25 protein-coding genes and 1 tRNA gene are annotated in these 22,370 nt (G+C 42.6%); 4 read left to right on the forward strand and 22 right to left on the reverse strand.

What is annotated here, in order from left to right:
• Positions 1-82 precede the first annotated feature (82 nt).
• Complete coding sequence (gene mce / locus BMW98_RS00170; RefSeq protein WP_090256348.1) at positions 83-484, reverse strand: methylmalonyl-CoA epimerase; 402 nt, start codon at positions 482-484, stop codon at positions 83-85.
• A 126-nt stretch (positions 485-610) separates the two neighbouring features.
• On the opposite strand from mce, the gene BMW98_RS00175 reads away from it, so the two are divergent.
• Positions 611-1,027, forward strand: coding sequence for a hypothetical protein (locus tag BMW98_RS00175; protein WP_245733439.1), 417 nt, complete (start codon positions 611-613; stop codon positions 1,025-1,027).
• Positions 1,027-1,353, forward strand: a complete 327-nt coding sequence (locus BMW98_RS00180; RefSeq protein ID WP_090256350.1) for a HesB/IscA family protein — start codon at positions 1,027-1,029, stop codon at positions 1,351-1,353. Before BMW98_RS00175 ends, BMW98_RS00180 begins: the two co-directional genes overlap by 1 nt.
• A 184-nt stretch (positions 1,354-1,537) precedes the next feature.
• Here BMW98_RS00180 and BMW98_RS00185 read toward each other — a convergent pair whose 3' ends face one another.
• The 9 genes from BMW98_RS00185 to BMW98_RS00225 all read right to left on the reverse strand — a co-directional run bounded on the left by BMW98_RS00185 (position 1,538) and on the right by BMW98_RS00225 (position 12,265).
• Complete coding sequence (locus BMW98_RS00185) at positions 1,538-3,424, reverse strand: amidophosphoribosyltransferase (protein ID WP_090256351.1); 1,887 nt, start codon at positions 3,422-3,424, stop codon at positions 1,538-1,540.
• Positions 3,425-3,433: 9 nt separating this feature from the next.
• A complete protein-coding gene (locus BMW98_RS00190; protein ID WP_090256352.1) occupies positions 3,434-4,942 on the reverse strand; it encodes an NADH-quinone oxidoreductase subunit N in 1,509 nt (502 codons plus the stop codon).
• The gene (locus BMW98_RS00195; protein WP_090256353.1) at positions 4,942-6,651 is read right to left on the reverse strand and encodes a complex I subunit 4 family protein; all 1,710 of its coding nucleotides are present in this window, start codon (positions 6,649-6,651) and stop codon (positions 4,942-4,944) included. Before BMW98_RS00195 ends, BMW98_RS00190 begins: the two co-directional genes overlap by 1 nt.
• Before the next feature lie 3 nt (positions 6,652-6,654).
• Positions 6,655-8,790, reverse strand: coding sequence for an NADH-quinone oxidoreductase subunit 5 family protein (locus BMW98_RS00200; RefSeq protein ID WP_090256354.1), 2,136 nt, complete (start codon positions 8,788-8,790; stop codon positions 6,655-6,657).
• Positions 8,787-9,089, reverse strand: a complete 303-nt coding sequence (nuoK, locus tag BMW98_RS00205; protein ID WP_090256355.1) for an NADH-quinone oxidoreductase subunit NuoK — start codon at positions 9,087-9,089, stop codon at positions 8,787-8,789. The genes BMW98_RS00200 and nuoK overlap by 4 nt, the downstream gene beginning before the upstream one ends.
• Entirely contained in the window at positions 9,079-9,606 is a 528-nt protein-coding gene (locus BMW98_RS00210; protein WP_090256356.1) for an NADH-quinone oxidoreductase subunit J family protein, read from the reverse strand. Before BMW98_RS00210 ends, nuoK begins: the two co-directional genes overlap by 11 nt.
• Positions 9,603-10,694 (reverse strand): 4Fe-4S dicluster domain-containing protein, encoded by a 1,092-nt coding sequence (locus BMW98_RS00215; protein WP_090256357.1) that lies wholly within the window; start codon positions 10,692-10,694, stop codon positions 9,603-9,605. Before BMW98_RS00215 ends, BMW98_RS00210 begins: the two co-directional genes overlap by 4 nt.
• A gap of 52 nt (positions 10,695-10,746) precedes the next feature.
• Positions 10,747-11,100, reverse strand: a complete 354-nt coding sequence (locus BMW98_RS00220) for a four helix bundle protein (RefSeq protein WP_090256358.1) — start codon at positions 11,098-11,100, stop codon at positions 10,747-10,749.
• A 67-nt stretch (positions 11,101-11,167) separates the two neighbouring features.
• Entirely contained in the window at positions 11,168-12,265 is a 1,098-nt protein-coding gene (locus BMW98_RS00225) for a complex I subunit 1/NuoH family protein (protein ID WP_090256359.1), read from the reverse strand.
• Positions 12,266-12,457: 192 nt separating this feature from the next.
• Between BMW98_RS00225 and BMW98_RS00230 the strand changes: the two genes are divergently transcribed.
• Positions 12,458-12,934: a hypothetical protein gene (locus BMW98_RS00230; RefSeq protein ID WP_090256360.1), complete on the forward strand. Its 477-nt coding sequence runs from the start codon at positions 12,458-12,460 to the stop codon at positions 12,932-12,934.
• Positions 12,935-12,940: 6 nt separating this feature from the next.
• Here the strand turns inward: BMW98_RS00230 and murI are convergent, their stop codons facing one another.
• Together murI and BMW98_RS00240 are read right to left on the reverse strand one after the other, a co-directional pair.
• Entirely contained in the window at positions 12,941-13,747 is an 807-nt protein-coding gene (murI, locus tag BMW98_RS00235; RefSeq protein ID WP_090256361.1) for a glutamate racemase, read from the reverse strand.
• 196 nt (positions 13,748-13,943) lie between these two features.
• Positions 13,944-14,016 (reverse strand) — tRNA-Lys (locus BMW98_RS00240).
• A gap of 183 nt (positions 14,017-14,199) precedes the next feature.
• Between BMW98_RS00240 and BMW98_RS00245 the strand changes: the two genes are divergently transcribed.
• On the forward strand, positions 14,200-14,826 hold the full coding sequence (locus BMW98_RS00245) for an SH3 domain-containing protein (protein ID WP_162844625.1): 627 nt from the start codon (positions 14,200-14,202) through the stop codon (positions 14,824-14,826).
• 52 nt (positions 14,827-14,878) lie between these two features.
• Here BMW98_RS00245 and BMW98_RS00250 read toward each other — a convergent pair whose 3' ends face one another.
• The 10 genes from BMW98_RS00250 to BMW98_RS00295 all read right to left on the reverse strand — a co-directional run bounded on the left by BMW98_RS00250 (position 14,879) and on the right by BMW98_RS00295 (position 22,363).
• A complete protein-coding gene (locus BMW98_RS00250; protein ID WP_090256363.1) occupies positions 14,879-16,096 on the reverse strand; it encodes an NADH-quinone oxidoreductase subunit D in 1,218 nt (405 codons plus the stop codon).
• Complete coding sequence (locus BMW98_RS00255; RefSeq protein ID WP_090256364.1) at positions 16,096-16,581, reverse strand: NADH-quinone oxidoreductase subunit C; 486 nt, start codon at positions 16,579-16,581, stop codon at positions 16,096-16,098. Before BMW98_RS00255 ends, BMW98_RS00250 begins: the two co-directional genes overlap by 1 nt.
• Entirely contained in the window at positions 16,578-17,093 is a 516-nt protein-coding gene (nuoB, locus tag BMW98_RS00260; RefSeq protein ID WP_090256365.1) for an NADH-quinone oxidoreductase subunit NuoB, read from the reverse strand. Before nuoB ends, BMW98_RS00255 begins: the two co-directional genes overlap by 4 nt.
• Positions 17,093-17,560 (reverse strand): NADH-quinone oxidoreductase subunit A, encoded by a 468-nt coding sequence (locus BMW98_RS00265; protein WP_090256366.1) that lies wholly within the window; start codon positions 17,558-17,560, stop codon positions 17,093-17,095. The genes nuoB and BMW98_RS00265 overlap by 1 nt, the downstream gene beginning before the upstream one ends.
• 2 nt (positions 17,561-17,562) lie before the next feature.
• Positions 17,563-18,195, reverse strand: coding sequence for an LON peptidase substrate-binding domain-containing protein (locus tag BMW98_RS00270; RefSeq protein ID WP_162844626.1), 633 nt, complete (start codon positions 18,193-18,195; stop codon positions 17,563-17,565).
• A gap of 45 nt (positions 18,196-18,240) precedes the next feature.
• The gene (gene icd / locus BMW98_RS00275; RefSeq protein WP_090256368.1) at positions 18,241-19,467 is read right to left on the reverse strand and encodes an NADP-dependent isocitrate dehydrogenase; all 1,227 of its coding nucleotides are present in this window, start codon (positions 19,465-19,467) and stop codon (positions 18,241-18,243) included.
• A 120-nt stretch (positions 19,468-19,587) separates the two neighbouring features.
• Positions 19,588-20,406, reverse strand: a complete 819-nt coding sequence (panB, locus tag BMW98_RS00280; protein WP_090256369.1) for a 3-methyl-2-oxobutanoate hydroxymethyltransferase — start codon at positions 20,404-20,406, stop codon at positions 19,588-19,590.
• Between the two features lie 124 nt (positions 20,407-20,530).
• Positions 20,531-21,349 (reverse strand): mechanosensitive ion channel family protein, encoded by an 819-nt coding sequence (locus tag BMW98_RS00285; RefSeq protein ID WP_090256370.1) that lies wholly within the window; start codon positions 21,347-21,349, stop codon positions 20,531-20,533.
• 30 nt (positions 21,350-21,379) lie between these two features.
• Entirely contained in the window at positions 21,380-21,883 is a 504-nt protein-coding gene (locus BMW98_RS00290; RefSeq protein WP_090256371.1) for a phosphoribosyltransferase family protein, read from the reverse strand.
• Positions 21,884-21,886: 3 nt separating this feature from the next.
• A complete protein-coding gene (locus BMW98_RS00295) occupies positions 21,887-22,363 on the reverse strand; it encodes an Lrp/AsnC family transcriptional regulator (protein WP_090256372.1) in 477 nt (158 codons plus the stop codon).
• Positions 22,364-22,370 lie beyond the last annotated feature (7 nt).

Raw genomic sequence — 22,370 nt, forward strand, 5'->3', positions numbered from 1 at the left:
AATGTTTCAGTTTGAGGTTCAAGGTTTAAGGTTCTAAGTTTCTCTTTGAACCATGAACAATGAACTCTATTTAACCCCTCAACTAACCAATCTCTTGACAGAGCTCTATCAGCACACCATTGGTAGTCTTTGGATGAAGAAAACAAACCAACTTATTATCTGCCCCTTTTTTAGGCTCTTCATTCAGTAAGGTAAATCCCTCTGCGGCCAATCGTTTCATTTCGGCACGAATATCTTCCACATCATAGGCTATGTGATGAATTCCTTCGCCCTTCTTTTCAATAAATTTAGCGATGGGGCTATCAGGCTTTGTGGCTTCCAAAAGTTCAATCTTATTTGGCCCTACTTGAAAAAAGCTGGTGTTTACACCTTCGCTAGCCACTTCTTCCACTTTGTAGTGTGCTTCACCAAAGAGTTTCCCGAACAATTCGTTCGATGACTCCAAACTTTTTACTGCTATGCCGATATGTTCTATTTTCCTCATTTACTAATGGTTACCTTGGTTTCACATTCATTGGTTATCTTTGCAGTCAGGACTGAACTTAACGGTTCATTCACCTGTTACAATAATCGCCTCAATATAGGGATTTGGGGCTTAAACTGGCACAAAATGAATATGACAGGCGCAAGTACGGACATCCATGTGGAGAGCCTTCGACTTCAAAAAAAGATCGAAAGCCACTTGGGCATTAAAGGCAGCGAGCTAAGCTTTGAGTTTACTTCTACCGAAGGCAAAGTAAAGCTCGATTTAATAACCATTAACCCGAGGCACAATCAGTCCTTCCTTTTCCAGTCGGAATATGGCATTGACAAACTGGATGCATTGCGCAAGATGTTGGAGTATGTGAAATCTTACAAAGACAAATACAACTCTTACACCGTGCAATGGATAGCCAAAGGCGAAACCGAATTGCATACCTCATACTTTTCTGCCAGCAACATGTACGATGCGCTCGATAAGCTGTACTACAGCAGAGACATCAACACCATAACCGTATTTAGTGTAGTATTAAATCCAGTGGCCTAATGATAAATGTGACTGATATAGCGAAAGAGAAAATCTTTGAGCTAAGAGCGAAAGAAGGAAAGACGGACAATCACAACATTCGCGTAGCCGTGCAAGGCGGTGGTTGCTCAGGACTTATGTATGACCTTGAGTTCGATTCTGAAGTGAGAGAAAAAGACGAAATTTTTGAAGACAAGGGCATTAAGATTTTGGTAGACCGCAAAAGCCTGCTTTACCTTTTGGGTACAACTTTAGACTTTTCTGATGGCCTGAATGGTAAAGGCTTTCAGTTTGTAAACCCGAATGCCTCGCGCACTTGTGGTTGCGGAGAAAGCTTCTCTGTATAAGGTTGAATGATGAATTTTTAATTGTTAATAAAGGCCACTCAATGAGTGGCTTTTTTGTTGGTCATCGGTTAATGACTTCTTGCAGGAAAGACTGCTTAAAACAAAAAAGCCTCCTCTCGGAAGCCTTTATTTATCTATTCTGTTGGTACTAAAGTCTCAAAAACTTTGTACCCAATACGCTATACTAGTACGCCCTTACCTCTTTGCCTTCCATAAAGTTTACAAAGGCCTTATTAACTACGCGCATACCGCCAGGGGTTGGGTAGTCTCCGGTAAAGTACCAGTCACCAAGGTTTTTCGGACAAGCTTCATGCAAGTTCTCTACCGTTTGGTAAATCACTTCCAGTTCTGCTTTCAATCCATCCGGACGAACAATTTCTGTGATCTTACTAGACACTTCGTCATAAGTAAACTCGTTATACAGCTGCTGTACGTAGTTCGGCTGATCCTTAGAGTCTACATTAGCCAATACCTGATGATAGGCTTCATCTAGCTTGTTTTCCTTAAATCGCTCCTTCATTAGCGAAAGCATAGCTCTGAAGGCCACAAACTCACGGATTTTCGACATGTCGATTCCGTAACAGTCAGGGTAGCGAATTTGCGGTGCAGAAGACACTACTACTATTTTCTTAGGCTCTAGCTTATCGAGCATTTTAAGAATACTCTTCTCTAGCGTAGTACCACGCACAATCGAATCGTCAATTACTACCAGCGTATCTACACCTTTTTTGATCACCTCATAAGTAGTGTCGTACACGTTGGCCACCAAATCATCGCGACTACTATCGTCTGCAATGAAAGTACGGAGCTTAGCATCTTTTATCACCAGCTTTTCTACCCTAGGGCGGAAACTCAACATTTGATCGATATCATCCAAAGAAGGTTTTTTATCAATAATTACCTCCTTCTGCTTTTTCATCAAATACTCATCTAAGCCTTGCATCATGCCAAGAAAAGATACCTCTGCCGAGTTAGGAATATATGAGAAAACCGTATTCTTAAGGTCGAAATTGATGGCCTTCAATATCTGAGGCACTAGCAACTTACCAAGCATTTTACGCTCTTGGTAAATTTCTGGGTCGTTACCACGAGAGAAATAGATACGCTCGAAAGAGCATGCTTTCAACTCCTTGGCCTTACGCACCACTACTTCTTCGTAATTACCGTTTTTGTGTACAATAAGGGCATTACCGGGATTGATCTCGTCAATCTCATCGTAGTTCACATTGAAAGCAGCTTTAATCGCCTGCTTTTCTGATGCTACTACAATCACCTCATCGTCAATGTATTTGTAGGCTGGGCGAATTCCGTTCGGGTCGCGCACCACAAAAGATGCACCATGGCCGAGCAGCCCTACCATTGCGTAACCACCGTCAAAGTCTTTGAACGAGCGCTTAAGCACACGCTGCAAATCCATCTCATCTTCAATGAGCTCGGTAATTTCGCTGTTCTCTTTCTTGTTATTGTATTTGTCGAAAATGCGCTGATTTTCTTCATCGATAAAGTGACCGATCTTTTCCATTACCGTCACTGTATCTGTTTTTTCCTTGGGGTGCTGGCCTAGCTTAAGCAGTAGATCGAAGAGTTCGTCTACGTTAGTCATGTTGAAGTTCCCCGCCATTACGAGGTTTCTACTACGCCAGTTATTTTGTCTCAAAAATGGGTGGCAGCTTTCAATGCTGTTTTTACCGTGCGTTCCGTAGCGAAGGTGTCCCAACCAAACTTCACCGGTAAATCCCATGTTATTCTTCAACCAATCTGCATCCTTCTTATTGTATCCAGATTTTTTCTTAGCCTTTTCGAATTTCTTGGCAATTTTTCCAAAGATTTCGTCAACAGGCTGCTGGTTGATCGTTCTGTAGCGGCTAATGTATCGCTTCCCCGGCTCCACGCCAATTTTAATATTGGCAACTCCTACCCCGTCTTGCCCGCGGTTCGACTGCTTCTGCATCATTACATACAGCTTGCTGACCGCATATTTGGCTGTTCCGTACTTGTCTATGTAGTACTGAAGGGGTTTCCTCAAGCGAATGTGGGCTATGCCACATTCATGTTTGATAGGCTCACTCATGTTAAGTAATCAAAACACAAAATTAATAGTATTCATTAGGTCCACAAACCAATCGGACCTAAAGAACAACAGTAACAGCGGAAGCACCAAAAGAGTGCCAATTATATAATCAGCTGAACGACCTTTTGTTTGAATTCCATTTGGCTGCAATTCTTTGAAAAACAACATGTAAGGAATTTTCAAATAATAGAATAGAGAAACCACTGTATTGAAAAGCCCAAAAATAAAAAGCCATAACAACCATGAATTTTCTTGCTGGCCGAAGGCTTCCCATAGCGCAGAGAAAATGTACAGTTTGGCATTGAAACCGGCCGTTGGTGGCAAACCAGTGAGCGACACCATTACCAACACCATTAATACCCCGGCAAAAGGCATGCTTCTACCCAAGCCTTTGAGGCTATCTATTTTAGTAGAACCAGTGATGCTTTCGAATTGGTTGATGAGGAAAAAAGCCGCAAAATTCATGATTAAATAAACCAATCCGTAAAAGAGCATGGCCTCGTTGCCCGTCTCGCTGTGGGTAATAATTCCCACCAAGAGAAAGCCTGCATGCGCAATTGATGAGTAGGCCAACATTCTTTTTGCGTCTTTTTGCCACAAGGCGGAAAAGTTACCAACCGTCATACTAGCAATAGCCACAATCGTAAGTATTGGCACCCAATCGAAGGTGTCAGGAGTTAGCTGAACCAAACGGAAAACAATGGTTAAAGCAGCCAACTTAGGAATGGCCGAAAACATAGCCACAGTTGGCGTAGGGGTAGCCTCGTAAACATCGGGACTCCAAATATGCAAAGGGAAAGCTCCCAGCTTGAAAAGAAAACCAGCCAAAGTAAGTACCATTGCAATAATCAATGGCAACATCGGTACCGCAGTTAGGCCAGCATAAAAACTATCCGAATCGAGCTGCAGTGTTCCGGTAAAACCATAGAGCCAGCTCATTCCATAAAGCATAATGGCCGAACTAGCCGCACCAAAGATCAAATACTTTATTCCGGCTTCAGAGCGCTTGCGATCGCCAGTAAGCCCTGTAAGAATGTAAGATGCAATAGAAACCAACTCAATGGACACATAAACCAACAGTAGATTCATGGTCATTGTCATAAAAAAAGCCCCGAGCAGCAGTGCTGCTAGCATAATCAAAGTTTCTCCGCTTTTGAAAAATTCCGCTTTAATTTCATCCTTTCCCCTCCAAGCAATTAATAGCGTAACAAGCCCACCAAAGCTAAATGCTACCTTAAGCAAGAGCGAAAAATTGGTAAGGCTTAGCATTCCACCAAACAGCGAAACGGTTTCTGAACTCCACTGTAAAAGAGCCAATACACCTACTAAAGCAAAACCAATACTAGCAATTGCTGTAAAGCCAAATGCCTTATTCTTTTTAAAGATTAAATCGAAAAGCAGCAGTAGAATTAGTGTTGCTACCAAGGTAATTTCTGGCTGCAAATAGCCCAATCCCTCCGCAACCTGATTTAGGAAATTGGTAAGTGAAATATTTTGCTGTGCTAAAACTGCTCGCATTACTTCGCTAAAGGAGAAATGTGATCAACAAATGAAATTACCGATGCATTGATTAGGTCGAAAAGCAATGCTGGGTAAATACCGAAAAGCAGCGTAAGCGCAACCAATGGCACAAGCATTATATACTCGCGTAGCTCAAGGTCTTTTAATGTGCTAAGCCAGTGCTTGTCCTTCACCCAAAACTTACCCATAAACATGCGTTGCAATGTCCACAGGTAGTATCCAGCTCCTAAAATCAATCCTAACGTACCAACAATCGGCATCCAGAATGGAATTGCACCGTTAGTCGCCTCAGATTTAAATGCACCGATGAACACCGTCAGTTCCGCCACAAAACCCGAGAAGCCCGGCAATCCAAGCGAAGCAAAAAATGCAATGGTTACAAACACGGTGAACTTTGGCAATTGACTCGCCAAGCCACCATAGTTTTCAATCATTCTATCGTGTGTTCTATCGTAAAGCACCCCAACGAGCAAGAACAACATGGCAGAAATCAATCCGTGCGAAAACATTTGATACATGGCGCCTGAAATTCCTTCAACCGTCATGGCTGAAAGGCCAAGCAACACGAAGCCCATATGCGACACGGAACTATAGGCAATTAATTTCTTTAAATCTTTTTGTGCCAAGGCATTCATGGCACCATAAATAATGGAGAAAATGCCGACAAAGCCAATGAGCCAGGCATAATGATATGCACCATCTGGGAACATCGCATAGGCCGTTCTGATAATTCCGTAGCCACCAATTTTCAAGAGAATTCCTGCCAAAACAACCGAGATAGGTGTTGGTGCCTCCACGTGCGCATCGGGCAACCATGTGTGGAATGGAAAACTCGGCAGCTTAATAGCAAAGCCAATAAGCAGAGCTAAAAAGGCAATCCAGCGTGCTGGTTGGCCAAACACGGTGGACAAACCAGCTTTATCTAAAAATGAACCAGGAATATAATTAGCATCATTGGCCATGTGCAACATATTGAAAGACTTTACCAAATCCTCTTTGGCAATAGCGCCACTTTCAACTTGCTGTTGCACGGCTTCAATAATCTGTTCAGTATTCATTCCTGAAACTGAAAGATTTGCCGCCTCAGCAGTTTTCAATGGATCGTAAACAGAGTTGTAAAGGCCTATCATTACAATCAGAATGAAGACCGAACCCACCAATGTGTACAGGAAGAATTTAATGGCTGCGTACTCCTTTCTTGGCCCACCCCAAATACCAATGAGAAAATACATTGGCAATAGCATAAACTCGAAGAAAAGGTAGAACAAGAAGAAGTCGAGGGCTACAAAACAACCCAAAACAGAAGTTGAAAGCAGCAAGTACAAGCCAAAATAACCTTTCTGATGCTTTTTAATGTTCCAGCTAGAAATTGCCCCGATAAACAAAACCAAGGCCGCCAATACCAGCATGGTCACGTTTATTCCATCTACACCTAAGAAATAATCGACTGAGATTTCACCCAAACTGCCTAAAGAGAAGGAGAACCAATCTGCTTTTTCGGCAAACTGCAATTGCTGCTCGGTGTTTATCGCCTCTTGCAAACCGGTGTCAAAACCAGCAACCAGATAAATACTGAGCAGCAAGGTTAAGCCAAGGCTCGAAAGGGTTACCACCTTATACAGATACTCGTAAGTCTTTGGCGTTAGCAACACCAAAAGTCCACCAACCAAAGGAATAAAGACAATAAATGATAGTAAGTGAGCCATAGACTAGAACATCAACAACAGCAATATTAACAGAAGAAAAACAAAACTCATGACCACAAAGGTCTGTACTTTACCCGATTGAATAGAGCGCGTAAGCTGACCAACCTTGCCACTAGTTGTAGCAGTTAGGTTCACCAAACCATCAACAAAGTACTTATCGAACCACTTTGTAACATGCCCCAAAACCACTGCCAGTTTGGCTAAACCATCTAAAAACCGGTCTATTATTTGGGCATCGAACCACGCCAAACAACGCGACAATAGCAAAATGAATGGTAGTATGATTTTGGTATAGAGCGAATCTTGATACCAGTGATAGAACGAAATTTGGCCTAAAGGCCCTACAGGCTCCCTGCGGTTTACAAAGGCCTTTTCTAATTTGGCACCAGGCTTATAAGCCAAATAAGCCAACACAAAACCTATAAAAGCAAAACCAATAGAAACTGCGGGAATAATGGTATGCAGTGCCTCAAAATACCTTTCAGGAATATCAATTAAACTTGTAGCGGCATAACTCACAGGCACCAAAAACACTGGTGTTTCAATCAGGTGATACAGCCAACTACCTTCTGCTTCAAGTGTAAAACCAAACCACAAACTAAGTGACAATGCTCCGAGCAATAAGGCTGGCACCATCAGCTTGGCATTTCCATCTTTCGGCAAAGCCTTAAGCTTAGCATCTTGAATAAGGCTTGGCAATCTAAACTCGCCAAAGAACACCAAGAAGATCATTCTGAACGTGTAGAAAGCGGTGAAAATGACGGTAGCAAAGGCCAACACCTCTGGAATATAAAACCCTCCACCCTTATGGTCTGTCCAGGCTGAAAGGTTTAGCAGAATGGCATCTTTTGAAAGAAAGCCCGAAAAACCCGGCAAACCTGCCAAAGCCAGCGCACAGAACAAAAATGCAAAGAAAGTCTTTGGCATGTGCTTTCTAAGCCCACCCATTACACGCATATCTTGTGGGTCGAAAGACACATCTTTATCTTCCAAGGCATGTAATTGGTGGATGATGATTCCGGCACTCAAGAAAAGTCCCGCCTTAAAAAACGCATGCGTAATTAGGTGGAATAATCCGGCAGAATAAGCGCCAATTCCCATCGCTAAAACCATGTAACCCAATTGGGAAATGGTACTGTAAGCCAACACTTTTTTAATATCGAACTGAGAAAGTGCTGCAATAGCGGCCATAAATGCCGTAACTGCTCCCACAATGGCAACCACCTCCAATGCCTGAGCATCTAGTATCACAAAAATTCTTGCCAACATAAATACGCCAGCCGCCACCATAGTAGCCGCGTGAATCAATGCAGAAACTGGTGTTGGCCCCTCCATGGCATCGGGCAGCCAAATTTGTAAGGGAAACTGAGCCGACTTGCCCACAGCTCCACAAAACAGTGCGATGCCTGCAGCACTCAACCAACGACCGTCAATGGAATTGAATACCTGCTCGCCATTATTCATAAAATGAACGATCCAGTTTCCATCTTCAATTTCGCTTAGCAGCATTAAGGTTTTAATAGCCTCTAAGTCGAAAGACTGAAACTGCGTAAACAAGATCATCAAGCCTGTAATGAAACCTGCATCACCAATTCGGTTCATTATAAATGCCTTGTTGGCAGCCAAAGAAGCAGACTTCTTTTCGAACCAAAAACCAATAAGCAAGAACGATGAAAGCCCAACCAACTCCCAAAAAACGAACATGAGCAGCAAATCATAGAACAGCACAATGCCCATCATGGAGAAAGTAAAGAGCCCCAAATAACGGTAGTACAAACTCAGGCGCTTGTCGTGCTTCATATACTCCATGGAGAACACGTGCACCAACAACGAAATAAAATTGACGATTACGGACATAATGAGCATTAGCTCATCGACCATAATGTTGAGGGTAATGGAGATGTTACCTAGTTGGAACCACTGACCCCGGAAGTTCTGTAGCTCAGCATGAATATTCGTCAGCAATAGGTAAACCGCCAAGCCGGTATTCAAAAGTAAAAGAAAGCTTGCCCAAAGTGGCGCCTTCTTTCCGAACAAACCTGTGGTAAAGAAAGAGAAAAGCGGCACGGCCATTAAAGCCAGCACCAAATACATAAATGGCGAACTATTGAAGGTCAATATCTCATGCAAATCGATCATCCCTTCAGCTCATTAATTTCATCGATATTGGCAGTTTGAAAGTGCTGATACACTTTTACAACCAAAGCCAAACCTATGGCGGCCTCGGCAGCAGCCACAGTAATTACAAACAGGGCAAACACTTGCCCTTGAATCCCCACGGCATCGAACCGGCTAAAGGCTACCAAATTAACATTGGCCGCGTTAAGCATTAGCTCTACACCAACTAAAACCATGATGGTGTTCTTTTTGGTGATTACCGTATACAGGCCTGCACAAAATAGTAATGCACCTAAAAACAGCACAAAATTAAGCGGCATGCTTATCCTCCTTTCTCTTGTTTCCGGCAATGTAAACCGCGCCAATCAGGGCAATTAACAACAATAAGCCAATGAGTTCGAAGGCCAGCACATACTCGGTCATCAGGTTCATGCCTAGCGTTTTTAGGCCCGTTTGCGAACCAGACTCGGCCGACATCCACTCTAGTGCAGAGAAGTTTGCTGCCAATATCCCCTGTAAGAGCACATAAAAAAGCATACCCGATACTAAAAATCCGAGCAGTTTTTGCCGCGATTGCGACACTAGTTTTTCGCCTTTCAACCTATTGGTGAGCATTACACCAAAAATTAGCAGCACGAGAATTCCACCTACATAAACCAAAATCTGGGTTACAGCAATGAATTCAGCCCCCAAAAACACAAACACACCGGCCAAGCCTATAAAACACAGAATCAGCGAAAAGGCCACATAAATTATATTCTTCGTCAGCGCTATGTAAATGGCCGCAGCAGCGGAAAGTATTCCGAAGAAATAGAATATGATTAGAGGTAAACTCATTCTTCGTTTCCTCCTTCCTGCTTTCTTGGTGGTATTTTCGGCCTCATTGGCACTTTTGGTCTTGGCTGAGCCGGTTTAGCATCCTCACTTCCTTCTTTTTTAGCCTGAACTTTCGGCTTTATTACTGGCCTAACTTGAGGTTTCTTTGCTTCATCACTCTCCGCCTGCTGTTTCTTTACCGGAATCTTTGGCCGAACCACAGGCTTTACCTGAGGCTTTTTCTCCTCATCGGTACTCGCCTTTTTAACAGGAATCTTAGGCTTAATTACGGGTTTAGGTTTGGCCGAAGCACCCGGAACCTTAGGCTTAATGACTGGCCTAGCTGGTTTATTTTCGGCTGCCTCTTCAGTGTTTTTCGAAGGCACCTTTGGCTTTATTACAGGTTTAGCCGCGCCACCTACCTTTGGCTTTATGCTTGGCTTAACGGCTGGCTTTGCACCAACTGCAGGTTTAGGGGCACCAACTCGCGGTTTCATTGCAGGTTTTGCACCTGTGGTTGGTGTAGCCTTAGCGGCTTTTTCTGCTTCTTTTTTAGCGTTAAACTCTTCCAGCTCCTTTTTCTTCTCCAGAATCTCCATGGGTGTCATGGTAGCGAAAGGCACGTTGTGCTCTGCAAAGTCAAAAGCGCTAAAGTCATAGTCACTCGTCATGGTGAGGCACTCCGTTGGGCAAACGGTGGTACACAAACCACAGAAGCAGCACTTGGCCATATCGATATCGAATTTGGCCGCATAAATTCTTTTAGAGGTACCATCTGAGGTCTTGCCAATTTCACCAGTTCCACGAACAGGCTCTATATCGATACAATTCACTGGGCAAACCTTGGCACACTTATCACATACAATGCAATCGTCTATTTCGTTGTGCAGTTTGTAGCGCCCGTGTTCTGGCACCGGCAATACTTCACGAGGATATTGCACTGTGAAAAGTGCATTCTTCTTTTCGAAATAGTTATCGTCAGAAGGAGGCAGTGGCGCACGCTGATTCCTCGCGTCCAGCATATGCTCAAAAGTCACCTTAAGTCCTGTCTTTAAGGTGCTAGTTGCTGTCTTTATGTTTCGCCAATATCCGTGAATACCTCTACTCATTCTGCAGTTTGCAATTCAGTAAATAGTGATGAAGTGAATAAGTAATTTTCGCCTACCCAATCGACTTCAAAAGCCCATTCAACAATGCATTTACCTTATTTAGTTTTTCAACAGTCTCTTGATAATAATTTTCTATTTCAAAGCCCAATTCTCTCGACAATTCCAGTAACGTATCCAACTCACTTAAAGAACCTCTAGCAATAAATAAAAACTGCTTAAATTCCTTTTTCGTTTGTCTCGCTGCCCCTTCAGCAACATTCGCAGGAACAGAAACAGCCGCTCTTTTTAGCTGGCTAATCATTCCAAATTTCTCATCTTCTGGCAAGCCTTTCGAAACTCTATAAATAAGCTTACATAGATTCATTGCTTCTTTCCATAACTCTAGTCTTTTGTGTGGTCCATTCATAACGTCTTTATTTAAGTTGATTAATCTTATTCACTCCATAACCTCGTCACTTCATCACGTCCAACCCTTAAATCATTAGCATTCTATAAAGTGCACTTAACAAAACCAACAGAATGGAGGCTGGAGTTAAATATTTCCAACTCAAGTTCATTAACTGATCTAGCCTTAAGCGAGGGAACGTCCACCTCACCCACATTTGCGAAGCCACAAGGAGCAGCGCTTTACTAATCATCCAGAAAGCCCCCCATAAATGCCCAGCAATGGTTCCCGGTTCTCCACTTGTCCACTTGGCCAGTTCTACTCCGCCAATATTTGGCAAAGGGGTATTCCAACCACCCAAGAAAAGAATAGCCATAAGGAAAGAAACCAAGAGCATTAAACCATATTCCGAAAGCATGATCATAGCCCAACGGAAACCAGAATATTCCACCTGAAAACCTGCAACCAACTCCGATTCAGCCTCTGGAATATCAAACGGGGCACGATTGGCTTCTGCCAATGAAGCAATGTAAAAGATTAGGAATGCAGGAATAAGCAACGGCACACGTATTATGTTCCAAGTAAGCAAACCACCAATGTCGGTCACGTCAACCCCTAAGCTTTTAACCCCAAAAAGGTAATTAACAGCATCGGGCTGAATGCTTGTCCACCAAACACCTTGTTGGTAAACAATTTCTTGAAGACTTAGTGTTTGTGAAATCATCACCACGCAAACCACCATTAAACCAAGCGGGATTTCGTACGAAATAATTTGAGAAATAGAGCGCATAGCACCAAACAAGGCGTATTTGCTATTTGAACCCCATCCGGCCAGAAGCATTCCAAAAATATCGAGCGATACGATGGCCAGCAAAAAGAAGATACCAAGATCGGTTTCGGAACCGCCAAAGCCAGAGGTTAGCGGCAACACAGAAAAACCTGCAAATACTGAAGTGAAAATAATTAGCGGAGCTGGCTTGAATAGTTTCTTATCAGCACGCAGCGGAACAATGTCTTCTTTTTGAATAAGCTTTAGTAAGTCGGCCACTGTTTGCAAAAGGCCATAGTAGCCTGTTTCCATCGGGCCATAGCGGTCTTGAATGAAAGCTGAAATCTTACGTTCGGCATACACCGCAAAAACAGTGTAGATAAGGACAAAATTCAGAAAGAAAAGAAATGCGTACACGTTAGTTTCTCCACTTTAGCTGCTGCAAAGAAAGCATATATTTCGTTAACAACCATTCAATACCCTACTAAACAAGTAGGCTTTTATTTTAAGGGATTGAAACAGAGGTTTTAGCACCCTTAAGCTCAGTAAAATCAGCTCTTTTTTAACACAGACCTAATCAAAAAACACCTACCTTAGAAAAAAATAGTCTTGAAAAACACACAAAACCTCGGTATTCTTATCCTTCTAATTTTAACAGCAACTGGCTGCCCGCCAAAATCTCCAGACTATGATATTACATGGGTTTTGGAAAACGAACTCAATGAAAGGGTGGAAATAGAGGTATTCTACATCCCCCCTCCGCTAAGTAACTTTCCTGCCAACCAAGATAAGTACACTTTAAAACCAAAAGAAACCTTACTTCTGTACAAAGAACCAGCATCAGACAGCCCTCCATCTGCATACTTTGCCTTCTTTAAGTTTTTTAATGTATCAAGCGCTGATTTAATCTCGATTTCTTTCGTTAATGAAAAACACATTTCATTTTTAGCGGATGACGAAAGTCAATTGAACCCTTTTAATAATCTCGGAGATGAATCACTGTGGACAACTGTGAAAATAGACAGTGACGAATATGAATTCAGATATAAAATCACTGAAGCACACAAAAATGCCGCAGGCTTATAGCACCACTTACTCCCAAAGCATATGCTTTGTAAGCGGAACCTTAGCATGAAAGAATTGTTCGGAAGCCTTCTCGAATGATGGCGTAATATCCGAGACCAAAAACTCATTGGCGAGTTCCCTCTTTTCAGAAAGTAGACTGTTAGCCATTAACAAGCTCTGCAAAGCCTCCGCCACTATAACAGAAGAATCTATAACCTCTGTCTGTCCTTGATAAAAAGCCTCAATTTCCTTTTTGATAAGCGGGTAGTGCGTACAACCAAGAATTAACGCGTCAATTCCATTTAGGCTTTCATGCGAGAGATACTCTTTGATGATAGCCTCAGATATTTCATTCTTGTAAAAGTGCTCCTCAATCATTGGCACAAGCAAGGGCGTAGCCAATCCACCAAACTTAATAGTCGGATCTTTTACCTGAATCTTATAATCGTAAACCCCAGAACCTACTGTCTGCTTGGTCCCGATTAAACCAACCTTTTTACCTGAAAGCGAATTCACCACATACTCCACCACAGGATCAATCACATTTAACACCAAAGCCTTGCTGCCCACATAAGCCTTTATTAGCTCGTAGGCCGCAGCCGAAGCGGAGTTGCATGCAATCAAAATCACCTTACAGTTTTTCTGCAGCAGTATATCGCAAATTTTAATTGAATAAGCCTGAATGGTTGCGGCCGACTTATCACCGTAAGGCAAGTGAGCCGAATCGCCAAAATACACCAGTTGCTCTTGCGGCAACAACTCACTTACTGCATGCGCTACAGTTAGCCCACCCATTCCACTATCGAAAACACCAATTGGTCGCTGATCGCTCATAATCGAAAAACGAAGTTATGGTTAAAAATTGTCAAAACGATACCGCTCGGCAGGAAGAATATTTATCGAGTAAAGAAAAGCACTAACTTAGATTTTGCGACTTGTAATTCACGTTCCCAAATGGGAATGAGGAATAACAAAATTGAAATGCTTGTAAACAAAAAAAGCCTCAGAATTGTCTGAAGCTTTTGAGATGTGATCTGGCTGGGGCTCGAACCCAGGACCCTCTCCTTAAAAGGGAGATGCTCTACCAACTGAGCTACCAGATCATGAATTTTTTGTTTGCTTTCTAAAGGCGTTTCCCTTAATTGCGAGTGCAAAGGTAAGCGGTTAAAAACAAAATGCAAAACAGACATTTGAAAAATCTTAAATTTCTCTTCATCTTATTTTTATTTATTTCTCAACCAGCTGTTTCACAGTCAGTTGACTCACAACTTTTTATTGCAGATTCTTTGTTCCAAGCAAAGCGATACACACAATCGCTTAAGTTGTACGAAGAACTTTACAATCAGGAAGAAGCCGCAACACCGGCCATGCTTTTGAAAATGGCTTATAGTCAGGAGGCTATGGGGAATTTGAGCAAAGCACTGGTTTATCTCCACGACTATTATCGTTTTACCGGAGACGAATCTGTGGTAAAGAAAATGGACGAACTGGCTTCTGTAAATGGACTAGAAGGCTACGAGTCGACAGAGTTTATGAAAGTGCAGAAGTTTCTTTACGATCAACAGTACTGGATATTTCTAGCCCTAGTTGCCGTTGGGGGTATCATTATTTTTATGATGCTTAGAAAGCTCAAAAAACATAACGAAAAATCACCAAGCCTAGCCATTAGCCTAGCACTTGTAATGGCGCTGGGTGTTTATGTGCTCAACTTTACTCAAGTAAAAGACCGAGGCATAATTTTAAACGACAATGCGTTTATTATGTCAGGACCATCTGCAGCAGCGGAACTCATTGAGGTAGCCAGCCAAGGTCACAAAGTGGAAATTATCGGCAGCAAAGATGTTTGGGTTGAAGTAAAGTGGAAAGGTCAAAAAGCCTATATCCGCCAATCTAATATCCAATCACTGCTCTAACCTGTAATAGTTCTTCGTTTTAGCGAAGAGGAATAGCCTAGCACAGGAAACACTAGCGATCCACCTCGCCCAGCACAATATCAATTGAGCCAATAACAGCAATTAGGTCAGCGATTAAGCCGCCTTTGGCTAGCTCGTTAATAATAGAAAGATTGACAAAGCTCGGCCCTCTTGACTTGCAACGGAAAGGAATATCGGAGCGACCATCGGCACGGAAGAAGAAGCCTAACTCACCTTTTGGGTTTTCGGCCCTTACATAGAAATCCTGTGCTTTCGGACGGATCTTTTTCGGCACCATAGCGCGTGGATCAAAATCTCTAGTCCTTTTATGCTCACCCGTTAATTTGGCTAAAGCCTGCTCAATTATTTTAACAGATTCGTAGCATTCTTGTACACGCACCCAGGTTCTATCCCAACAATCGCCTAGCGTTCCCATTTTGCCCTCGCCTACAGGAACATCGAAATCAATTTCAGGATAAACAGAGTAACCATCTACCTTTCGCAAATCGTACTTCAAGCCCGAACCTCTCAACATTGGCCCAGTAATACCGTAGTTAATGGCCAAACCAGGATCAAGTACTCCTACATTAGCCGTTCTATCTACAAATATTTTGTTTTCGATCACTACTCTTTCAAGCTCAGCCAATTTTGGCTTCAGGTACTGAGTAAATTCCAAGCAGCGCTCTTCAAAACCTACAGGCAAGTCATAAAACAAGCCACCAACCCAAACGTAGTTATATAGCATTCTAGCACCGCTCACCCACTCCAATAGTCTGAGTATATGTTCGCGATCGCGCATGGTCCAGAAAAAGGCAGTAACAGCACCTATATCCATTCCGTAACTGCCCAGCGCAACAAAGTGAGAGGCTAGGCGATTCAACTCAGCCACCACCACTCGAATGTATTCAACACGCTTCGGAATATCGTTTTCAATACCTAGCATCCGCTCTACCCCCATGGCAAAGGCATGCTCATTATTCATGGCCGCTAGGTAGTCCATCCGGTCGGTAAAAGGCAGTATTTGGTTGTAAGGCAAATTCTCTGCATGCTTTTCGAAGCAGCGGTGCAAATAGCCAATATGCGGAGCAACCTCCACAATTTCTTCACCATCAAGAATTACCTCTAAGCGCAAAACCCCGTGTGTAGACGGGTGCTGAGGCCCAATATTGACAATCATTTCCTCGCGTTTCAAATCTCTTCCTTCAAATACAGAAGGCTCTGAAACGCGTAAATTCTTGTCGTCAAATATGTATTGAACTTGATTGGCCACTAGTATTTTACTGTTACTCCGTGATAATATTTTTGCTCTTCGTAGTCTTTACGAAGTGGGTAACCCTCCCAATCGGCTGGCATTAAAATTCTGCGCAAATCAGGATGCCCATTAAAGTGAATGCCATACATATCGTAGGCTTCGCGCTCATGCCAATCGGCTGTTTTCCAAAGTGGGCAAAGCGAATCGATCACTGGCTTTTCTCTGCCCAACGTCACCTTTACCATTAAGTGCAGGTTGAAAGGAATGGAGTATAGATTATAAATCACTTCCATAGTTCCCGCTTCTGGCCCATTATCTAAGCCAGTAATGCACGAAAGCGAATCGAAATAGAGTTTATCATCACTTTGCAAAAAAGCCATTAACTCAACGAGTTTTTCTGCTGGCACCTCAATGCACTTTGGACTTGCTTGCTCGTTTACCGACAGCACAAACTCCTCGGCAAGCGACTGCTTGATATGTTCAACGATCTCTTGGAAAGTCATTCTTCTGCCAATAATTTTTCCACCGCTTTAGGCGCCACAATGGTTTCACCTTTAATTTTTTCTTGAAGCTTCATTAAGCCACCAATCAGTGCCTCTGGCCTAGGTGGACAACCAGGCACATAAACATCTACCGGAATAATTCTATCCACCCCCTTTACCACATGGTAACCATGCTCCCAATAAGGGCCACCGCAATTAGAGCAAGAACCCATTGAAACCACATATCGCGGCTCAGCCATTTGCTCATAAAGCCTGCGAACCCGGTCGGCCATTTTAAAAGTAACCGTTCCGGCCACAATCATTACATCTGATTGGCGCGGACTAGAACGCGGAATGATCCCCATTCGATCCAAGTCATAAGGACTCGACTGAGCACTCATAAATTCAATAGCACAACATGCTGTACCAAAACCCATTGGCCACATGGAGGAGAGACGTGCCCAGTTAATCAGGTCGTCAATACGGGTAATGATGATACCGCCTTGTGCAATTTTTTGATCTAGTAGCCCCACTATGATTTGTATTTGTTATAGGCGCTTGCCGGAATTTTGGATTTGAAATCGGTTTGCTTTTGTTGTGGTCTAACCCAGTCTAAATAGCCTTTTGCCCATGCATAAGCCAAACCAAGTGCCAAAACCACAATAAACACGAACATTTCTGTAATGGCAAACCAACCCCAAGCACCATCTGTTCCTTCAACCAAGTTTTTATCACCAAATACTACACTCCACGGAAAGAGGTAAATTATCTCCACCTCGAAAAGGAGAAAAATCAAAGCCACCACATAAAAGCGCATATTGAACTGCCCCCATGCATTGCCAATAGTATCTTCGCCCGATTCGTAGGTTGTTAGTTTTTCGTAATTGGGTTTGCTTGGTCGAATGATTCGTGCAGCAAAAAGCCCCACCGTTACAAAAACGATAGCGCCAATTATAAAAAGTAAAATGGTACTAAACTCTGTTACTGAGGGTTCAATCATTACTAAAAATTCAGCGGATCGTGATGCTGAAAATGACCGTTCATTCTTATACGCTCTTTGGCTCCCTCCATTTCTTTGATGATCGGGATGGCCAGCCTCATATGGTTGATCATATACTGCTGGCGTTGCGCTTCGCTGGGCATTTGCAGCATGTCGTACTCCTGTTCCAAAGATAGGCCTAATTTGTGAGCTAATTGAAAAGAATCGGTCATCAAATCTATGTCAAGCTCCTTTTCCATATGAATTAACTGCACCAGCTCCTTTGCCAGCGTTCTCAGCTCCGTCCATTGCCCATCAGTATGATCCACCACATTGGCAAGACGCTCAATTTGACCACCTGCATACAGTTTCCCTGGCGCCTTCTCATCAAAGTTTTTCATTTTAAAAGCACCGACACATTTGGTGAATATGTCCATCTCGCCTCCTGAGTACTGTTTTACAACCTCTACAACTTCCATTTCAGAACCGTAATCCAGTATTTTTTCGTGAAACACAGGAATACCAAAAGTCTTCTCTTCCACCACACACTCATTGATAAGCTGCTTATAACGTGGTTCAAAAATGTGCAGGTTGAGTTGTTCGCCCGGAAAGGCGACCAGCTTTAAAGGAAAGAATGGCAAATAATCCGTGTGCATAAAAAAACGTGTCATATAAAAAAAGCCCCAAACGGGGCTTTTTGTTTACATGTTTTTCACAATTTCTTCTCCGAACTCGGAACATTTGAGGAGCGTGGCCCCTTCCATTAATCTTTCGAAGTCGTAGGTTACTCTCTTAGAAGCAATTGCCTTTTCAAGACCTGCATAAATCAAGTCCGCAGCTTCTTGCCAGCCCATGTATTCGAGCATCATGGCGCCTGAAAGAATAACAGAACCTGGGTTTACTTTATCTTGACCAGCGTACTTAGGTGCAGTACCATGAGTAGCTTCAAAAATAGCATTACCAGAAATGTAGTTGATATTAGCACCCGGTGCGATACCGATACCACCAACAATAGCTGCTAGCGCATCAGACACGTAGTCACCATTCAAATTCAAAGTAGCAATTACAGAGTACTCAGCAGGTCTTAAAAGAATTTGTTGCAAGAAGGCATCTGCAATCACATCTTTCACAATTACTTTGTGACCATCCTTCTCAATGATTTGCCAAGGCCCACCTTCATAGTCAGTTGCACCGTATTGGTCTTTGGCCAGCTCATAACCCCAAGCTTTGAAAGCACCTTCGGTAAACTTCATGATGTTACCCTTGTGTACAAGCGTAACAGAATCCTTCTTTTGGTCGAAAGCATAATCAATTGCCCCTTTTACCAAACGGTGCGTTCCTTCTTCAGAAACTGGCTTAATACCGTATCCGGCAGTATCAGGGAAACGAACTTTCTTAAATCTATCTGGGAAGTTTTCCTTCAAAAGGCCAGCAAACTTATCCGCATCTGCAGTGCCTTTTTCGAATTCTATACCTGCGTAAATATCTTCTGTGTTTTCACGGAAAATCACCATGTCGCAAAGCTCAGGTTGCTTTACCGGAGAAGGAGTTCCTTGGAACCAACGCACAGGACGCACGCAAGCATAAAGGTCTAACTCCTGACGAAGCGCCACATTTAAGGAACGAATACCACCACCAACAGGCGTGGTCAATGGGCCTTTAATTCCCACCAAATATTCTCTAAAAGCCTCCAAAGTAGCGGCTGGCATCCATTCGCCTGTTTCGTTAAAGGCTTTCTCTCCAGCTAAAACTTCTTTCCAATTTATCTTTTTTGCGCCTCCATAAGCCTTTTCAACAGCACTGTCGAACACTAGCTTAGAAGCTGGCCAAATATCTACACCTGTTCCGTCACCCTCAATAAATGGGATAGTCGGGTTATCAGGAACATTTAATACTCCGTTGTTTATGGTTATTTTTTGTTCACTCATTATTCGTGTCTTTTTGGTTTTTAGTGAATAAAGCTGCGCAATCTAACAAAATCTTTTCTCTATAAAATTGATAGGGAATAGATTTCCACCCGATTTAAAGGTTTATTAACGCAGGCGTTTTTAATAGCTTTCTTTTTCGTTCGGGAAGTCCTTCGACTTTACATCCTTCACATAACTCCCCACTGCCTCGGTAATCATGCTACCAACATCGGCATATTGGCGCAAAAAGCGCGGCTTAAACTCCTTGGTAATGCCGAGCATGTCGTGCATAACTAGCACCTGGCCATCTACGTGCGGCCCCGCACCAATGCCTATTACAGGAATGCTCACCTCTTCAGCCACTCGCTTGGCCAAATCTGCCGGAATCTTCTCCAACACAATTCCGAAACAGCCGCATTCTTCCAGTACTTTAGCATCAGACACCAGCTTTTCAGCCTCCTCTTCTTCTTTCGCCCTAACGGAATAAGTGCCAAACTTGTAAATTGACTGCGGTGTAAGCCCCAAATGTCCCATTACAGGCACTCCTGCGCTCAGTACGCGTATAATAGATTCTTTGATCTCGGCACCGCCTTCCATTTTTACAGAGTGCGCACCAGATTCTTTCATTATTCTGATGGCAGAACGCAAGGCTTCGGAAGAATTGCCTTGGTAAGAACCGAACGGCACATCTACCACCACAAACGCTCTATTTACAGCTCTAATTACCGAACTGGCATGGTATATCATTTGATCCAAAGTAATAGGCAAAGTGGTTTCGTGACCAGCCATTACATTAGATGCCGAATCACCTACCAGAATAATATCCACACCCGCACTGTCAATTAGTTGCGCCATGGAATAATCGTAAGCCGTAAGCATGGAGATTTTCTCTCCACGATCTTTCATTGCTTGAATCTGGTGTGTGGTAATTTTCTTTATTTCTGACTTATGAATAGACATAATCTTGATTTGGGGCGGTAAATATAAGCAATATATAATGCATGCATATTGCACAGCACATTTGCGCCTTAAAACAAAAAAGGAGCGAAAATCGCTCCTTTGAATGCTAATATTTTAGGCACGCCTATTTCTCGTTATAAATATGTACGTCCCTTTGTGGGAAAGGGATAGAAATACCTTGCGCATCAAACTCCTTCTTCACTTTTTCGATCATATCGAAATTTAGGTTCCAAAGCTCAGCTGTATCTACCCAAGCACGAACTGTAATGTCCACACTGCTATCGCCCAAGTTTCCAACTCTTACAAATGGTGCAGGATCTTTGTGTACACGTGGGTCGGCATCTAGCATGTCGGCAATAATTTTCTTTGCCTTTTCAAAGTCATCTTCATAACCAATACCAAACACTTTATCCCAGCGTCTTTTTGGCTCATGGGTTACGTTGGTAATATTAGCTCCGGCAACAGCGCCATTGGCTAAATAAATAATCTTATTGTCCACTGTTCTTAATACAGTGTTTATAATAGTAACTGCGTGTACTGTACCCGACTGACCATTTACCTCGACAAAATCACCTGCCTTAAACGGTTTTAATGTTAGGATAAGAATTCCACCTGCGAAGTTCGATAGCGAGCCCTGCAATGCCAAACCTATGGCCAAACCAGCAGCACCAAACACAGCAATAAAACCAGAAGTTGGGATGCCAACAATGCCAATTACAGCAAAAATTAATGCTGCCATTAGGGCTACATTAGCTACACCCCTTAGTGTAGGAATGATAGTTGGGTCGACTTCGCGCTTTTTGAGGGTTTTAACAAAACGACTTACAATAGCCTTTACGATAATTCGACCAATAATGAGCACTGCAATAGCACCCAAAACTTGCAATCCATACTCAAGAATCACCTCAGAGAGCTGATCCCAATGCTTTTTGATTTCTTCCATCAATAGTAAAAATTTAAGGTTCTGCGGAATTTAATATAAAAAAGCGGAATAATCATCTTCCGTAAGTTGAACTTCTATATGTTCTTCAATAGTAGTGGCCAGTTCTAGGCCTTTGTAGTCTACCGCTATAGGAAAACGCTTATGACTACGATTTACCAATACGGCTGTCTGAAGTTTTTCGATGTTCAACTGCAAGAATGGATCAAGGGCGTAAATCATTGTTCGGCCAGAGTTTAGCACATCATCAACCACTACAATATGTAAATGCTCCTTATCGGGCAATGTAGATAGGTTAACATGCGGCTGGCTACGAGCAGCCTTGTCCATTTCCACTTTGATTAATTGAACCGGTATGTCGGAAATTTGTTCGAGCTCTTTCTTAATCAGTTCAGAAATTTTAAGCCCATTAGAATCTATACCAACCAGAAAGATCTGATTAGCAGTATGGTTTTGTTCATAAACCTGATAAGCCATTCTTCTAACAATTTGTAGAATCTGTGACTTATCAAGTATCAGTTTTTTTTCCTTGCTCATAAACTATTCAGGAATAGGCATCACTTTGCTGTCCTTGAAGGTAGAAAGGATGACCATTGACTGCAAGTTGTCTACCACAGAAATGTCGCTCACTTTTTCGAGCATAAGCTTTTGGTAAGACGAAATATCTTTTGCGATGATCTTAAGCACAAAATCGCCAGAACCGGTTACGTGATGACACTCAATCACCTCATCGATTTTATTGATCTCATCCATAAAGATGTCAATGTTCTGCTTGTTGTGTCCTTTTAGGGTTACGTATACAAAAGTGCTTACCCCCATTCCGATTTTATCGGTATCGAGTTTAGCATGGTAACTTTTGATAATCCCTGAGTTTTCGAGCTTTTTTACACGCTCCAAGGTTGGAGCAGGAGAAAGACCAATTTCTTTAGAAAGCTGCGCGTTTGTAATCTTTGCATTCGATTGAAGAATATCTAGAATCTTCCTGTCGATTTTATCCAGTTTCAAACTACTATTCATAGCAACA

It is taken from the genome of Roseivirga pacifica (assembly GCF_900111145.1).
Lineage (GTDB): Bacteria > Bacteroidota > Bacteroidia > Cytophagales > Cyclobacteriaceae > Roseivirga > Roseivirga pacifica.

Bases quoted from the DNA above. Each gene is read 5' to 3' on its own strand.
- mce (WP_090256348.1), bottom strand. From the start codon at position 484: ATGAGGAAAATAGAACATATCGGCATAGCAGTAAAAAGTTTGGAGTCA.
- BMW98_RS00175 (WP_245733439.1), top strand. From the start codon at position 611: ATGAATATGACAGGCGCAAGTACGGACATCCATGTGGAGAGCCTTCGA.
- BMW98_RS00180 (WP_090256350.1), top strand. From the start codon at position 1,027: ATGATAAATGTGACTGATATAGCGAAAGAGAAAATCTTTGAGCTAAGA.
- BMW98_RS00185 (WP_090256351.1), bottom strand. From the start codon at position 3,424: ATGAGTGAGCCTATCAAACATGAATGTGGCATAGCCCACATTCGCTTG.
- BMW98_RS00190 (WP_090256352.1), bottom strand. From the start codon at position 4,942: ATGCGAGCAGTTTTAGCACAGCAAAATATTTCACTTACCAATTTCCTA.
- BMW98_RS00195 (WP_090256353.1), bottom strand. From the start codon at position 6,651: ATGGCTCACTTACTATCATTTATTGTCTTTATTCCTTTGGTTGGTGGA.
- BMW98_RS00200 (WP_090256354.1), bottom strand. From the start codon at position 8,790: ATGATCGATTTGCATGAGATATTGACCTTCAATAGTTCGCCATTTATG.
- nuoK (WP_090256355.1), bottom strand. From the start codon at position 9,089: ATGCCGCTTAATTTTGTGCTGTTTTTAGGTGCATTACTATTTTGTGCA.
- BMW98_RS00210 (WP_090256356.1), bottom strand. From the start codon at position 9,606: ATGAGTTTACCTCTAATCATATTCTATTTCTTCGGAATACTTTCCGCT.
- BMW98_RS00215 (WP_090256357.1), bottom strand. From the start codon at position 10,694: ATGAGTAGAGGTATTCACGGATATTGGCGAAACATAAAGACAGCAACT.
- BMW98_RS00220 (WP_090256358.1), bottom strand. From the start codon at position 11,100: ATGAATGGACCACACAAAAGACTAGAGTTATGGAAAGAAGCAATGAAT.
- murI (WP_090256361.1), bottom strand. From the start codon at position 13,747: ATGAGCGATCAGCGACCAATTGGTGTTTTCGATAGTGGAATGGGTGGG.
- BMW98_RS00255 (WP_090256364.1), bottom strand. From the start codon at position 16,581: ATGACTTTCCAAGAGATCGTTGAACATATCAAGCAGTCGCTTGCCGAG.
- BMW98_RS00265 (WP_090256366.1), bottom strand. From the start codon at position 17,560: ATGATTGAACCCTCAGTAACAGAGTTTAGTACCATTTTACTTTTTATA.
- BMW98_RS00270 (WP_162844626.1), bottom strand. From the start codon at position 18,195: ATGCACACGGATTATTTGCCATTCTTTCCTTTAAAGCTGGTCGCCTTT.
- icd (WP_090256368.1), bottom strand. From the start codon at position 19,467: ATGAGTGAACAAAAAATAACCATAAACAACGGAGTATTAAATGTTCCT.
- panB (WP_090256369.1), bottom strand. From the start codon at position 20,406: ATGTCTATTCATAAGTCAGAAATAAAGAAAATTACCACACACCAGATT.
- BMW98_RS00285 (WP_090256370.1), bottom strand. From the start codon at position 21,349: ATGGAAGAAATCAAAAAGCATTGGGATCAGCTCTCTGAGGTGATTCTT.
- BMW98_RS00290 (WP_090256371.1), bottom strand. From the start codon at position 21,883: ATGAGCAAGGAAAAAAAACTGATACTTGATAAGTCACAGATTCTACAA.
- BMW98_RS00295 (WP_090256372.1), bottom strand. From the start codon at position 22,363: ATGAATAGTAGTTTGAAACTGGATAAAATCGACAGGAAGATTCTAGAT.